Origin of the sequence: Geodermatophilus sabuli, from assembly GCF_900215145.1 — a bacterium.
GTDB lineage: Bacteria > Actinomycetota > Actinomycetes > Mycobacteriales > Geodermatophilaceae > Geodermatophilus > Geodermatophilus sabuli.
The window spans coordinates 187,057-200,754 of record NZ_OBDO01000006.1; the positions used below are offsets into that span (position 1 = coordinate 187,057).

Annotated in this window: 11 protein-coding genes and 4 pseudogenes; 6 read left to right on the forward strand and 9 right to left on the reverse strand. The window is 70.2% G+C overall.

Going from position 1 to position 13,698, the window contains the following annotated elements:
• Window positions 1-308 precede the first annotated feature (308 nt).
• The 6 genes and pseudogenes from CRP39_RS15105 to CRP39_RS28245 all read right to left on the reverse strand — a co-directional run.
• On the reverse strand, window positions 309-1,763 hold the full coding sequence (locus CRP39_RS15105) for an amino acid permease (RefSeq protein ID WP_097207200.1): 1,455 nt from the start codon (window positions 1,761-1,763) through the stop codon (window positions 309-311).
• A gap of 226 nt (window positions 1,764-1,989) precedes the next feature.
• On the reverse strand, window positions 1,990-3,621 hold the full coding sequence (gene pruA / locus CRP39_RS15110) for an L-glutamate gamma-semialdehyde dehydrogenase (RefSeq protein ID WP_097207201.1): 1,632 nt from the start codon (window positions 3,619-3,621) through the stop codon (window positions 1,990-1,992).
• A gap of 29 nt (window positions 3,622-3,650) precedes the next feature.
• Window positions 3,651-4,562, reverse strand: a complete 912-nt coding sequence (locus CRP39_RS15115; RefSeq protein WP_097207202.1) for a proline dehydrogenase family protein — start codon at window positions 4,560-4,562, stop codon at window positions 3,651-3,653.
• A complete protein-coding gene (locus CRP39_RS27685) occupies window positions 4,562-5,290 on the reverse strand; it encodes a threonine/serine exporter family protein (protein ID WP_281253781.1) in 729 nt (242 codons plus the stop codon). The genes CRP39_RS15115 and CRP39_RS27685 overlap by 1 nt, the downstream gene beginning before the upstream one ends.
• A gap of 20 nt (window positions 5,291-5,310) precedes the next feature.
• Window positions 5,311-5,457, reverse strand: a pseudogene (locus CRP39_RS28085) (threonine/serine exporter family protein); the annotation flags it as partial.
• 40 nt (window positions 5,458-5,497) lie between these two features.
• A pseudogene (locus CRP39_RS28245) lies at window positions 5,498-5,671 on the reverse strand (threonine/serine exporter family protein); the annotation flags it as partial.
• Window positions 5,672-5,673: 2 nt separating this feature from the next.
• Here CRP39_RS28245 and CRP39_RS15125 point away from each other — a divergent pair.
• From CRP39_RS15125 to CRP39_RS15135, 3 genes and pseudogenes are all read left to right on the forward strand, one after another.
• A pseudogene (locus tag CRP39_RS15125) lies at window positions 5,674-5,817 on the forward strand (IS256 family transposase); the annotation flags it as partial.
• 236 nt (window positions 5,818-6,053) lie between these two features.
• On the forward strand, window positions 6,054-7,184 hold the full coding sequence (gene ald, locus CRP39_RS15130) for an alanine dehydrogenase (protein ID WP_097207203.1): 1,131 nt from the start codon (window positions 6,054-6,056) through the stop codon (window positions 7,182-7,184).
• Between the two features lie 313 nt (window positions 7,185-7,497).
• Window positions 7,498-7,974, forward strand: a pseudogene (locus tag CRP39_RS15135) (serine hydrolase); the annotation flags it as partial.
• A gap of 292 nt (window positions 7,975-8,266) precedes the next feature.
• Here CRP39_RS15135 and CRP39_RS15140 read toward each other — a convergent pair.
• Window positions 8,267-9,247 carry an NADPH:quinone oxidoreductase family protein gene (locus CRP39_RS15140; protein WP_097207205.1) on the reverse strand — a complete coding sequence of 327 codons (981 nt, stop codon included), beginning with the start codon at window positions 9,245-9,247 and terminating at the stop codon, window positions 8,267-8,269.
• 17 nt (window positions 9,248-9,264) lie between these two features.
• Complete coding sequence (locus tag CRP39_RS26875; RefSeq protein ID WP_172442459.1) at window positions 9,265-9,414, reverse strand: hypothetical protein; 150 nt, start codon at window positions 9,412-9,414, stop codon at window positions 9,265-9,267.
• Between the two features lie 286 nt (window positions 9,415-9,700).
• Here CRP39_RS26875 and CRP39_RS15145 point away from each other — a divergent pair, with 286 nt between their 5' ends.
• Window positions 9,701-10,276, forward strand: a complete 576-nt coding sequence (locus CRP39_RS15145; protein WP_216359753.1) for a hypothetical protein — start codon at window positions 9,701-9,703, stop codon at window positions 10,274-10,276.
• 250 nt (window positions 10,277-10,526) lie between these two features.
• Here CRP39_RS15145 and CRP39_RS15150 read toward each other — a convergent pair whose 3' ends face one another.
• Window positions 10,527-11,072 carry a GrpB family protein gene (locus CRP39_RS15150; RefSeq protein WP_216359754.1) on the reverse strand — a complete coding sequence of 182 codons (546 nt, stop codon included), beginning with the start codon at window positions 11,070-11,072 and terminating at the stop codon, window positions 10,527-10,529.
• Between the two features lie 748 nt (window positions 11,073-11,820).
• Here CRP39_RS15150 and CRP39_RS15155 point away from each other — a divergent pair.
• Together CRP39_RS15155 and CRP39_RS15160 are read left to right on the forward strand one after the other, a co-directional pair.
• Window positions 11,821-13,158, forward strand: coding sequence for a serine hydrolase domain-containing protein (locus CRP39_RS15155; protein ID WP_260180066.1), 1,338 nt, complete (start codon window positions 11,821-11,823; stop codon window positions 13,156-13,158).
• A gap of 225 nt (window positions 13,159-13,383) precedes the next feature.
• Window positions 13,384-13,644: a hotdog family protein gene (locus CRP39_RS15160; protein WP_183358939.1), complete on the forward strand. Its 261-nt coding sequence runs from the start codon at window positions 13,384-13,386 to the stop codon at window positions 13,642-13,644.
• The last annotated feature ends 54 nt before the right edge of the window (window positions 13,645-13,698 follow it).

The window sequence follows — 13,698 nt, forward strand, 5'->3', positions numbered from 1 at the left end:
ACTCCGACCGGCGGTCGCTACGCGAGGCCCCAGATCCGGTCACGACCGCCGGCCACGTCCGGGCTGACGCAGGTGCGGCGCGGTAGCAGGCGAACGCGGACCCGGACCGAGCCGGGTCTGATGACCTGGGGTCGATCACCTCGGCGACGAGGACGACCCGGGCGGCCGCGGTGGGGGAGCGGCGTGTCCTCCGGCGCGACGATGGGCGCCTGCTCATGAGGAGCCGTCGAGCTGCACATGCTCGAGGAGGCCTGGCGTGACCTCTGGCGCTCACCAACGTCCGTGCGGGCGGTGCCGCCGTGCGTACGTCAGGGGCTCGAGGTCGGTTGCCGCCGGTGGTGCGGGCTGTCGGGGTTCAGCAGCGAGTGCTTGCGGCCGTAGGTGAAGTAGATGGCGAACCCGATGAGGAGCCAGATCGCGAAGCGCGCCCAGGTCTCCCAGGGCAGTTGCCAGATCAGGAACAGCGACGACAGGACTCCGAAGGCGGGGACGACGGGCATGAAGGGCAGGCGGAAGGAACGGGGTGTGTCGGGCTGGGTGTAGCGGAACAGGATGACCGCGGCGCACACGACGATGAACGCGGAGAGGATGCCGATGTTGGTCAGGTCCGCGACGGCGCGGATCGGGAAGACGCCGGCGAGCACGGCCGCACCGATGCCGGCGATCCAGGTGACGCGCTGCGGGGTGCCGTGGCGGTCCACCTTGGCGAACCAGGTGGGCAGCAGCCCGTCGCGGCTCATGGAGAACCAGACGCGGGTGACGCCGAGCAGGAAGGTCAGCATCACGGTCAGGATGGACAGCACGGCGAAGACGGAGATGATGCTGGCGATCACCGGGAGGCCGACGCTGGTGAAGGCCGAGGCGAAGCCGGCGGTCGGATCGATGTCCCGGTAGTTCTGCATCCCGGTGAGCACGAGCGTGGCGGCCACGTAGAGCGTCATCGCGATGACCAGCGACAGGATGATCGCCTTGGGCATGTGCTTCCTGCCGTCCTCGGCCTCCTCGGCGGCGGTGCTCATGGCGTCGTAGCCGAAGACCGCGAAGAAGACGGTGGCCGCGCCGGTGAGCACCGGGCCGAAGCCGGCCGGCATGAACGGGTTGTAGTTCTGGGTGTCGATGTAGAAGATGCCGAGCCCGATGATGAAGAGGATGAGCACGATCTTGATGGCCACGGCGATGAGCTCGAACCGGCCGAAGGTCTTCGTGCCGCGGCTGAGGATGAAGGTGACGAGCAGGCAGATCAGGACGGCCGGGATGTTGACGACGCCGCCCTCCTCGGGAGACGCGGTGATCGACAGCGGCAGGGCGATCCCGAAGCCCTCGAGGAACGCCGCGAGGTAGCCGGAGATGCCGATCGCCACGACCGCGACGATGGCGATGTACTCCAGGAGCAGGTCCCAGCCGATGAACCAGCCGATGATCTCGCCGAGGGCGACGTACCCGTAGGTGTAGGCCGAGCCGGCCCGCGGGATCATGCCGGCGAACTCGGCGTAGGACACCGCCGCGGCCGCCGACGCCAGCCCGGCGATGAGGAAGGCGACCAGCACGGCCGGCCCGACGCCGGGGTTGTCCGCGTCCCCGGCCGCCACCAGCCCCGCGAGGGAGAAGATCCCGACGCCGATGATGCCGCCGACACCGATCGCGGTCAGCTGCCAGAGCCCGAGGGTCTTGGCGAGCGCGCCGGTCCCGCTCTCCTTCTCGATCTCGTCCATCTGATCGACCGGCATGCGCCGGAACATCGACTGCCTTGTCGGAGTACCCATGAGTGTTCTCCCCATCATCGGGCGGTACCACGGTGACGTGCAGGTCGCCCGTCAACTGGGGCGAAGGACAGTCCTCGGAGTCCGCAGCGCCGCGGACAGCGCGGCCGGATCAGCGCCACCAGGCGTCAGCGGCTGCGGGGCTCGGTGGTTCGGGCCGTGGGGAGGCAACTCCCCCTCCACACGGTCGGGCGCTGCTCTCAGCGGCCTGCCGGTGGCCGGATCGGCATCAGCTCCCCATGTGCGGATAGCGGTAGTCGGTGGGCGGTACGAAGCTCTCCTTGATCGACCGTGGGGACACCCAGCGCAGCAGGTTGAGCACCGATCCGGCCTTGTCGTTGGTGCCGCTGGCCCGGGCACCCCCGAAGGGCTGCTGGCCGACGACGGCCCCGGTGGGTTTGTCGTTGATGTAGAAGTTGCCGGCCGAGAACCGCAGCACCTCCATGGCCTCGACGACCGCGGCGCGGTCCTGCGCGATGATCGATCCGGTGAGCCCGTACGGTGCGATGTCGGCGGCCTCGCGGATGACGCGGTCGTAGTCGGCGTCGTCGTAGACGAACACCCCGAGGAACGGCCCGAAGTACTCGGTGGTGAAGATCTCGTGGGCCGGGTTGTCGGCCTGCACCACGGTGGGACGGATGAAGAACCCCTCGCTGTCATCGGCGGTGCCCCCCGCGAGGAGCTCCACCCCCGACTCACTCCGGACCCGGTCCAGGACGCCGCTGAGCCGGTCGAAGGACCGCTGGTCGATGACCGCGCCGAGGAAGACGGAGAAGTCCGTGATGTCCCCCATCGACATGCCCTCGACCTCGTCGATGAACCCGTCGCGCAGTCGATCCCACACCGACCGCGGGATGTAGGCCCGGGAGGCCGCCGAGCACTTCTGTCCCTGGAACTCGAAGGCCCCCCGCACCAGCGCGGTACGCAGCACGTCGACGTCGGCCGAGGGGTGCGCGACGACGAAGTCCTTGCCGCCGGTCTCACCCACCAGCCGCGGGTAGGCGCGGTAGGTCGTCAGGTTCTCCGTGACCGTCCGCCACAGGTGACCGAAGGTGGAACTGGAGCCGGTGAAGTGGATTCCCGCCATGTCGGGATGGACCAGCGCCACCTCGCTGACCGCGCGCCCGTCGCCGGTGACCATGTTGATGACGCCGGGGGGCAGGCCCGCTGCCTCCAGCAGCCGCATCGTGTGGTGCGCGGCGAGCTGCTGCGTCGGTGACGGCTTCCACAGCACGGTGTTCCCCATGAGGGCCGGCGCGGTGGGCAGGTTGCCGGCGATGGCCGTGAAGTTGAAAGGCGTGATGGCGAGGACGAAACCCTCTAGGGGGCGGTGGTCGAAGCGGTTCCACACACCCGGCGAGCTGATCGGCTGCTCTTCGAGGATCTGCCGGCCGAAGTGGACGTTGAACCGCCAGAAGTCGACCAGCTCGCAGGGCGTGTCGATCTCCGCCTGGTAGCACGTCTTGCTCTGGCCGAGCATCGTGGCCGCGGCGAGCGTGTGCCGCCACGGACCGGCGAGCAGTTCGGCGGCCTTGAGGAAGATGGCCGCCCGGTCGTCGTACGACATGCGCTGCCACGCCGGAGCGGCGGCGCGCGCTGCCTCCACGGCGGCCCGGACGTCCTCCGGCGTCGCGTTGTTCATCGTGCCGAGCACGGCGCTCTTGCGGTGGGGCTGCACCACGTCGATGGGCTCGCCGCCGCCGAGTCGCTGCTCACCGCCGATCGTCATGGTGAGCTCGACCCGCTCGGTGGCGATCTGCTTCAACCGCGCCTCGAGCGCGGTCCGTTCCGCGCTGCCGGGGGCGAAGTCGTGGATGGGCTCGTTGACGGGGGGAGGCACCTGGGTGATGGCGTCGAACATGACGGATCACGCTCCTGTTGTCGGGTGCTTCATCGACCCACGAGGGCGCGCAGGAAGAACAGCAGATTGGCGGGACGCTCGGCCATGCGGCGGGTCAGGTAGGGGTACCAGGCCGAACCGAACGGGACGTACACGCGGACGCGGTGACCGTTGTCCACGAGCTCGCGCTGGAGGTCGCGGCGGATGCCGTACAGGAACTGGAACTCGAAGTCCTCGGGTCCCTTGCCGGCCTGGACCGCAGCCTTGCGCGCATGTGCGATCAGCTCGTCGTCGTGCGTGCCGAACGCGGGGTCGACACCGTGGCGGAAGAGCCAGTCGGTGAGGAACTTGAACTGCGCCCGGATCTCGCCCTTGCCCTGCTGCGCGAGCTCGACCGGTTCCGCGTAGGCGCCCTTGACCAACCGGACCCGTGGCTTCAGCGGCGCCAACGCCTCCAAGTCCAGGGGCGTGCGGCGCAGCATCGCCTGGATGGCGAGCCGCGTCTGCGGATGCGCGGTCGCCGCCTCCCGGAACAGTTCCAGTGTGTCCGGGACGAGGGTGCTGTCCTCCATGTCGATCTCGACCCGGACACCCACCGCCTTGGCCCCGCCGAGGATCCGACCCAGGTTGGCCACGCACGCATCCCGGTCCACGGTCTGCCCCAACTGGGACAGTTTGATGGAGATCGTGGAATCCAGACCCTGAGCGGCGATCGCCTGGGTCGCCTCCTCGTACTCGGCCACGGCGTGGCCCACGCCGGACAGGTCCTCGACCCCCTCACCGAGGAGATCGAGGATGCTGCCGATGCCACGGGAGTTGAGTTCCGCTGCCGCCTCGAGCGCGTCCTCCAGCCTCGCCCCAGCGACGAAGCGGTGTGCGGCCCGGCGGGCAACCGGGTTCTCGGTGACCTGCCGCTGGAGCCGGGGGCTCGCAGCAGCCCACATCAGCACTCGGTTGACCATCACGCCTCCCGTTCTGGGTGACTGGCGTTCAGGTGGCTACCGGGAGCCGACACTACGGGGGAGCGACGAGAATCACATCCCCGGAGCTGAAGGGTCTCGCCCGATCCGGAGCCCGCCCTCGCCGGTGTCCTCGGCGGAACCCACTCGGCGGTCGTGGCCCGACGGCGCACACGCCGGTCGTACCGGTCGCGTCCACCCCTGACCGGTCTGCCGAGGTACTCGCCCAGCGTGACGCCGGCGGCGAGCGCGAGCCCGATGGCGCCCGCTCCGACGAGGGCGTTGAGTCCGCCTTGGATGTCGGCGTCCACGACGATCGCGAAGAGGCCTCGGTAGATCGTCAGGCCCGGCAACAGCGGGACGATGCCGCAGACCGCGACGAGCATCGGCGGCATCCGGAGCCGCTCGGTCAGCAGCTCTCCGCAGAACCCGATGGCGACCGCCGCGATCCCGCTGGCGACCGCGGGGCCGGTGCCCAGCCCGCTGGCCGCCCAGAACGTCGTCCAGGCCAGTGCGCCGGCCACCGCGGCGAGGCCGGTGGCGCGTGGACGGGCCTCGGAGGCCAGGCCCAGAACCCGGCGATCCCAGCCGACGCCGCCAGCCCCACGACGAACGGCGCAGGTGAAGGCGACTGGGGGACGACGTCCAGCGGAACCTGTGCTCGCTGGGCGAGGTCCAGCACGCCGGCGATGCCCACGACGATGCCGGTGGACCCGGCCACGCCGGACCAGCCCAGCGCGTGGACGATGCGGCGGTACGTGTGTGGTGCCGACACGACTGCGTCCAGCCGGCGGTGCGCCTCCTCGATGTCGATACCCCCGGCGCCGATGGCGTGCGCCAGCTCCGTGACCCCCTGCAGGCGGGTGTAGTCCATCCGGGGCGTACGTACGGTGTGCATCGCGGTGAGGGGGACCGAATTCTCCCCGGTCGTAGCTGACCATCAGCGACGGGAACGTGACGTCGACCTGGCAGCTGGTCAGTCCGTACGCGGCGGCCACTCGGAGCACCGTCGCGGTCACGTCGGCCGCGGAGGCTCCGATGGCGAGCATCGACTCCCCGGCTGGGCACGCTGCCAGGTCAGAGCGGCGATCAGCCTGTTCCACGGCAGCCATGGCTGGCCGGCGCGGTCCTGGCCGAGGCCCACGACGAATGGCAGGTCTCCGACCGCCGCTACCTCTCCGCAGGCTCCATGGCTCTGCTCGCCAACCGCAGGGACTCAGCGGAGGAGGTGGCGCAGCCGGCACTGATCGCGTCATAGTCACCACACCGCTGACCGACACGGTGAGGACTACATCCACCTCTCAGTGGGACGTCACCCACGAGGAGCCTGGGATGACCACGCAGATCCTGCGGCAGACCTCGCCCGAGGCCCAGGAACTGGTCTGACGCGAGGATCCGCTGGTTCCACCGAGCCGCGACCGCATCAGCGTCCTGGCTCCCGACCACACGCTCCGGTGCGCACCGCGCCGGGCCCTCGACCGGAGGAGACACGACATGAGCACGCTCGTCATCGGTGTACCGAGCGAGATCAAGGACAACGAGAAGCGGGTGGCCCTCACCCCGGACGGCGTCGTCGAGCTGGTGCACAACGGTCACCAGGTCGTCGTGCAGTCAGGCGCCGGCACCGGGTCACGCTTCGCCGACGACGAGTACGCCGCGGTCGGCGCCGAGGTCGTCCCGACGGCGGACGATGTGTTCGCCTCAGCCGATCTGATCCTCAAGGTCAAGGAGCCGGTGCCCGCGGAGTACGACCGGTTCCGCCCGGGCCAGCAGCTGTTCACGTACCTGCACCTGGCTGCCGACCGCGGACTGACCGAGTTCCTGCTCGAGCGGCGGATCGACTCCATCGCGTACGAGACCGTGCAGACCCCCGACCGCAAGCTCCCGCTGCTCACGCCGATGAGCGAGGTCGCCGGCCGGATGGCCGTGCAGGCGGCCGCGCACCACCTGGAGAGCCCAGCCGGGGGAGCGGGGATCCTCCTCGGCGGCGTCCCCGGCACCCCGGCGGCGAAGGTCCTCATCATCGGCGGCGGCGTGGCCGGCACCGAGGCGGCGAAGATCGCCCTGGGCATGCGGGCCATCGTCCGGGTTCTCGACACGAACCCCAGCCGGCTCGCCTACCTGTCCGACATCTTCGGCGGGCGACTGGACCTGGTGACGCCCAACCGGGCCCGGACGGCCGCGTACGTCGCCGAGGCCGACGTCGTGATCGGCGCGGTCCTGGTGCCCGGCGCGAAGGCGCCCAAGCTGGTCAGCCGGGACATGGTCGCCGCGATGAGCCCGGGCAGCGTGGTGGTCGACATCGCCATCGACCAGGGCGGGTGCTTTGAGACCAGCCGGCCGACCACCCATTCCGACCCCACCTACGTCGAGGAGGGTGTCACCCACTACTGCGTGGCCAACATCCCCGGAGCGGTGGCCCGCACCTCCACACTCGCCTTGACCTCGGCCACGTTGCCGTACGTCGTCCGGGTCGCCCAGCACGGCGTCGTCGGCGCCGCCGCGGTCGACCCGGCGCTGCGCCTGGGATTGAGCACCGTCGACGGGCACCTCGTCAATCAGCCGGTTGCCGAGGCGCACGAGCTGCCCTTCACCGATGCTGCGGAACTGCTGACCGAGCGGTGAGGCCCTGGCGGGGGATCGGCGCACTCGCGCCGGTCGCCGGATCGCGGCGGCCACACCGCTCTGGGAGCCGGGTACCGAGGCGACTTACCACGCCTTCACCTCGGCTGGATGCTGAACGAGCTGATCCGGCGGGTCACGGCGAAGTCGGTGCAGGACGTCATCCGCGACGAGATCGCGACACCGCTGGGCATCGACATCCGTCTCGGAGCCCCGCCGGTGACTCGCTCGGCGCGCGCCGAGCTCGGGTCATCACGCCGCCACGGGCGACCGAGGAGCAGCCCGAGAGGCTCACCTTCGAGCGGGCGTTCACCTCGGCGGACACCCCGTTCGGTCAGTCCCTGATGGCCACCGGGACCCCTCCAACCCCATCATCGAACTCGACCGGTTCGTGAACGACGGGCCAGGCATCACCGTCCCGCTGTCCGGCACCAACGGCATCGGCACCGCCCGTGGCCTGGCGCGGATGTACCAGCTCCTCGCCCGACGTGGCGAGCTCGACGACGTCCGGTTGCTGTCGGAGGCCGCGGTGGAGAACGCCGCCACCTCGGAGTTCGACGGGACCGACGAGCTCTGGGGCACGCCGGCCCAGTGGGCGCTCGGATACCAGCTGTCGGGGAACATGGGGACGCGTTACGGACTGGACGGCTCGAGGTTCGGGCAACCTGGACAGGGAGGCCAGTACGCCTGGGCCGACCCGGGTCGTGGGCTGTCGTTCGCCTACGTGCGGTCCTACCTCGACCTGCGAGATGACCTGGCTCCGATGGACGCGCTCTACGAGGCGATCCGCTAGCCGTTTCGTCCGCGGCCTTCTCGGCGGCGTATCACCGACTGCCTCGTGACGGCGCTGATCGACGGTGGAGGCCGCTGCTGGTGACGATGCGGGATGCCGACGGCCGGTGTATTCGGGCACGACGGCCGGCCCTCGCGGGAGAGGGAGGGCGGGCAGTCGGTGGAACGGCCTCGCCGACCCGCTCGACGGCGATGCCGACCCTCGACCGGCGGCCTAGTTGTCTGATGCCCGCTCGCTGAGCGGGGACTTCCTGGTCCGCGTGAACCGGTTGATCTACAACTGACCTCGACGGTCACCGGGATGCCGTCGACTCGCGCACACGCAGGAGCACTCTTCCCGCCGCTCGGCGCTGGTCGATCTCCCGGATCGCTGCCGCCGTCTCGTCCAGTGAGAAGACCGAACCGATCGGGGGGTCGATGGCACCGGACTGCATGAGCGGTACGAGGTCGCGCCATTGCTGAGCCACGTACCCCGGCTCGGTTCGCCAGAACTCCGCTGAGGCGGCGCCCATCACCGTGGTGTTGGTCAGCAGCAGCCGATTGACCTTGACCGTGGGGATCTCCCGGCCGGTGAAGCCGAGGACCACCAGCCGGCCCTCGCGGGCCAGTGAGCGCAGCGAGTCCGTGAAGCGGTCCCCGCCGACGGGGTCGACCACGACGTCCACACCTCGTCCCTCGGTCAGCCGGCGGACCTCGTCGCGGAACCCGTCGACCGGCACGACCTCGTGCGCTCCGGCGGCGCGGGCGACCTCGCCCTTGTCCGGAGTGGACACGACCGCGATCACCCGTGCCCCGTAGGCCGCGGCCAACTGGCATGCAGCGGTTCCGACGCCACCCGCCGCGCCGTGCACCAGAACGGTCTCGCCCGTCTCCAGCCGAGCGCGGCGGGTGAGGGCGAAGTGCATGGTCAGGTAGTTGAGCGGCAGCGCCGCCCCCTTGTCGGCCGGCACGTCGTCGGGCAGCGGGAAGACCATGTCCGCGTCGACGGCGACGGTCTCGGCGAAGCCGCCGGTGACCGGCATCGCCGCCACCCGGTCACCGGCCGCGAAGTGACCGGTGTCCTCACGTACCACCCCGGCGACCTCCCACCCCGGGGTGAAGGGCAGCTCGGGGCGCAGTTGGTACTCGCCGCGGGTCTGCAGCACGTCCGGGAAGACGACGCCCGCGAAGTCCACGTCGACCAGCACCTGCCCCGGCCGCGGCACGGGGTCGGGGACCTCGCGCACCTCCACGGCGTCCGGGCCGGTCAAGGCGGTGATGACTGCTGCACGCATGGGTTCCTCCTGGGGTTTCAGGACTTGGGAGCGGTGACTGCGCGGGCCGGCCTGGCGACCCTCACCGGTCGGATGATCGGCAGGATCAGCCGGCTGAGGTGCTCGGGACCGTGCAGGACCCGGTTGGTGGCGACGACGGCGTCGTCGAGGGTCTCCTCGGCGATCACTCCGCCTGAGTTGGTGTTGCGGGGTTGGCCTCAGCAACCAAGGGCAACGCCTGCTGCCGAACTCGGCCTGCGCTCGGTTCGGCGTCAGAGTGATACCGCTGGCGCTCCGGCCGCCTGTCGCGGAAAGCATCCCCGACAGGAGAGGAGGAGCCAAGAGAATGGCGAGATGGAACCGAGGGAGCCCGTTCCCTGGGCGCCGGGATTGTCGGTGCTGGCCCACGTCGGGCCTGCGGCCTGGGTGGAGACAGCGCTGACATCCAGCGCCAGGTCCAGGACGGTCGCGGCGATGGTGCCGTCGGTCTTCCCTGCCTACGCCCGGGTGCTGCCCCCCACATACGACCCGGACGGCGAGCGGCGGCACCGGTGGTCGGAGATCGCCGTGCACACCGGCGTGCCGCTCACCGCCGAGATCCGGTTCGACGACCTCGTGGCGGGGGCGGACCGCTGGGGCCGGCCCTCCGACGGCGGCCTGGACGCACAGGAGACCGAGGTCCTCGCCGGCATCCTCTCCAGCTTCACCGGGACGCCGGAGGAGGCCTACTTCTGTCTCTGGGAGGGCTTCGGCCTCGAGGAGACCGACGCCTGGAGAGACCGGCCCATGCGCGTTCGAACCCCGGATCGGGGCTATCACCTGCTCACCGGGCCGGTGGCCGCCGCCCCGGTGCTGCCGACTCCGCTGGAGTGGCGCTGCGCGAGCCTGTGGTGGCCGGCCGATCGGACCTGGCTGGTCGCCACCGAGATCGACGGCTACCTGACCTACGTCGGCGGCAGCCCCGCGGCGATCGCCGCCGTCCTCGCAACTCCTGCGCTCGACGCCGTTGCCGTGACCCCCTCGACTCCTCTCGACCCCAGCTACGGCTGACCTCGCCAGCAAGCGCTGGTCCGGGTGCCGAGTCCTGAGGGCCGGCAGGCCCCTGACCTGCGTATCCAGCCGGCGACCCAAGCTCGGGAATCGCCCCCAGTTCGCCGCACGACGGCCGCCACGGCTGGAACCGGTGCCGCTGGTCGGCAGCGGTGCGAGCCCGCACAGGCGAGCAAACGCGCCCTCGGAGCAAAGCCGATCGGGGCTCATGAGATGAGCGCCGTGCTGGCAATCGCGGCGGATGCGCCACTTACGACCCGTCGGCTACAGGCCCCGGGATGGGTACGCCCTCCGCGTCGTCAAGGATTTCGGTGATGACGGCGGTCTTGGCATCGGCGTAGTCCTGCACATGCCGCCAGGTCTGCTGAGCGAGCTCGCGTTTGGCGCGCTGGTAGCGGTCCCGCGCGGTGTGGTCGTCGCGCAGCCGGTCCCGGAAGCGCAGCATCCGCTCCACTTCGGCCGCGCCTGAGCTGAAGACGTGCAGGTTGATGGCGGTGTCCGGCCCTCTGAACAGGCGGTGCTCGAACCACTCTGGCTCCCGAATCCGCATGACGTAGCCGACCGTCTGCAGATGCGGCACGTAGCACGGCTCGTCCGCCGAATCCGGCACGACCAGCAGGATGTCGATGATGGGCTTGGCCATCAGGCCGGGAACCGAGGTCGACCCGACGTGCTCGATGCGCAGTGCCTCGTTGCCGAGCACCGAGCGAAGGCGGTCGGCCTCGCGGTCGAACCGCCGAGGCCAGTCGGGGTCGTAGGCCGCGAGGGTGATCGGGGCGTTGTGCGGTTCCAGCACTCCAACCGTGATCTCTTGTAGCTCCTAGTCGCGGCGCTCCTCATCCTTACCGTCCGCCCGCGATGCCATCCCGCCATGCTCCTCTGGGCAAACCGCTGCAAGGCGTGCTCCGTACACCGTGCTCCTGCTGAAACCCAGGTGCCTCTGCTGGTACCAGCGATTGTGGTCCCTCAATCGCCGAGCTCATGCGAAGTGCCACTGGACGCGCCGCACATGCACAGTGCGCTCACGCGGGACGTGACGAGGCCTGTCACGGCTGGACCTGCGACCGGCAGCCAGTCGGCGCCGGCCACAGCGCCGACGGCGGCTCGGTGGCCTTCCGGACCCGCATGCGCCCCCCTCGCATCGAGCGCTGGTCGGGAGGGGTCCCAGCGTGCTTCGTGATCCGGCTGCCGTGTCGGCCGCAGACTGTCCGTGTCGACGGCGCCTTGAAACTGACCCCTTCGCCCCTGGAACCCCCCCCGTCGCTAGGGGGTCAACTTTGGGCCGTCGTTGACAGTCGTACCTCGGGTCACCGGAAACGTCTGCAGATGTGCACAGGGAACCTGCGCGGATGGTCATCGATCGTGGTGGCGGGCAGGCCGCACCATGAGTACCGCGCGACTGTCAGGGCGGGTGCGGCCCGTTCCGAACGGCGATCGGCCGCCTGTCATCACTGAGGCTGCCTGTCTCACGGCCCCGCTGATCCATGGGGCGGCCTGCGCTGGCGCGCACGCTTCCGATGAGGGAACGAGAGAGGAACCCGACGATGAGTTCCAGTGACCAGCAGACCCCGACACCCGGGGGCCGGCCTTCAGCTGAGCATGTGGTGTCCGGGTTGACGCGCAGCACACAGGCGGACGTGCCAGTCGGCAGCACCGAGCTGCGGCGTGGACATCAGGGGGCACCGACGAGCACGGAGGCGGCGGAGTCGTCCGTGGTCGGCGGCTTCGTGGAGGCAGGGTTCGAAGGGGTCCGGGACGCCTTCGCCGCCTCCGCCACTCGACCGGGTGGAGCGGCTTTCGCCGCCTATCTCGACGGTCGGCCTGTGGTGGACCTCTGGTTGGGGGAGGCCGCACCGGGCCGGCCCTGGCAGCAGGACACTCCGGCGGTCACCATGTCGGCCATCAAGGGGGTCACGGCGCTGGCGGGCCACATCTGCGTCGACCGCGGACTGCTCGACCTCGATGCGCCCGTCGCGACGTACTGGCCCGAGTTCGCCGCAGGGGGCAAGGGGCGCGTCCTCGTACGTCACGTCTTCTCGCACACCTCGGGTGTGACCACGGTCCCCGGCTACCTGGACTTCATGTGCCCGGACGGAACTGGCTGGGAGCGCGAGGACGAGATCATGCGCCGGATCGCGACGGCCACCCCGCTCTGGGAGCCGGGTACCAAGGCGACTTACCACGCCCTCACCTACGGCTGGATGATGGACGAGCTCGTCCGGAGGGTGACGGGGAGCTCGATGCGGGACGTGATCCGTGAGGAGATCGCCACGCCGCTGGGCATCGACATCCGTCTCGGAGCTCCTGCCGGCGACCAGCTCGGCGAGCGCCGAGCCCGCGTCATCAACCCCCCGGCGGCGACCGAGGCGACGCCCGAGCGCCTCGCGTTCGAACGGGACTTCACCTCGGCGGACACCCCGCTGGGCCAGTCCCTGCTGGCCACGGGGAACTCCAACCTCATCGTCGAACTCGAGCGGTTCATGAACGAGGGCCCGGGCATCGCCGTTCAACTGTCCGGGACCAACGGCATCAGCACCGCCCGCGACCTGGCGCGTATGTACCAGCTGCTGGCCCGGGGTGGCGAGCTCGACGGCGTCCGGTTGCTGTCGGAGAGCGCGGTGCAGAACGCCAGCGCGGTGGAGTTCGAGGGGACCAGCGAGTTCTGGGGTACGCCGGCGCGGTGGGCGCTGGGCTTCCACCTGTCGCCGAACCTGGGAGCGAGCTTCGGACGGGACGGCGCCGGCTTCGGGCATCCCGGTCAGGGAGGCCAGTACGGCTGGGCCGACCCGAGTCGTGGCCTGTCGTTCGCCTGCCTACGGTCCTACCTCGGCCCCGAGTTCGACGTGACTCCCATGGAGGCTCTCTACGAGGCGATCCGTTAGCCGCGTGACCGTCGCCTTCTCGACGGCGTCGTAGGTGCTCCTCCTGGTCTCGGGTTTCTGAGCGTTCGGAAGGGTCCGAGTCCCGTGGGGGAGTGGAGCCGCCGGCAACGGTGGGACGACGGTGGACTCGGACGAGAGGTCGAGGCGCCCACACCGACCGGCCGACGACTCTCGGGACCGTCCCTCCGCAGGGGCCGGTCGATCGGAAGGGAGCGCTCGTTGTCCGTGGCTCTGGGACTGGCATCCCGGCTCGGGGTCTTCGAGTCCTGCTCGATCGCACTGCTGGGCATCGAGGACTGGCAGTTCCGGCGGCCGCTGCTCATCGGTGACACGGTGCGGTGCCGGGTGGAGATCCTGGACACCCGGCTCACCAGCAAGGGCGATGCGGGCATCCTGCGACGGCGTCTCACGCTCCTCAACCAGCGCGAGGAGGACATCCAAGCGGGGGAGATCGGGTTGATGGTGGGCCTGCGCCCGAGCGGCTGACCGCCCACGGCGGACTCCCGTCCGGCAACGACTCTGTCGCCCGCCGACCGACCG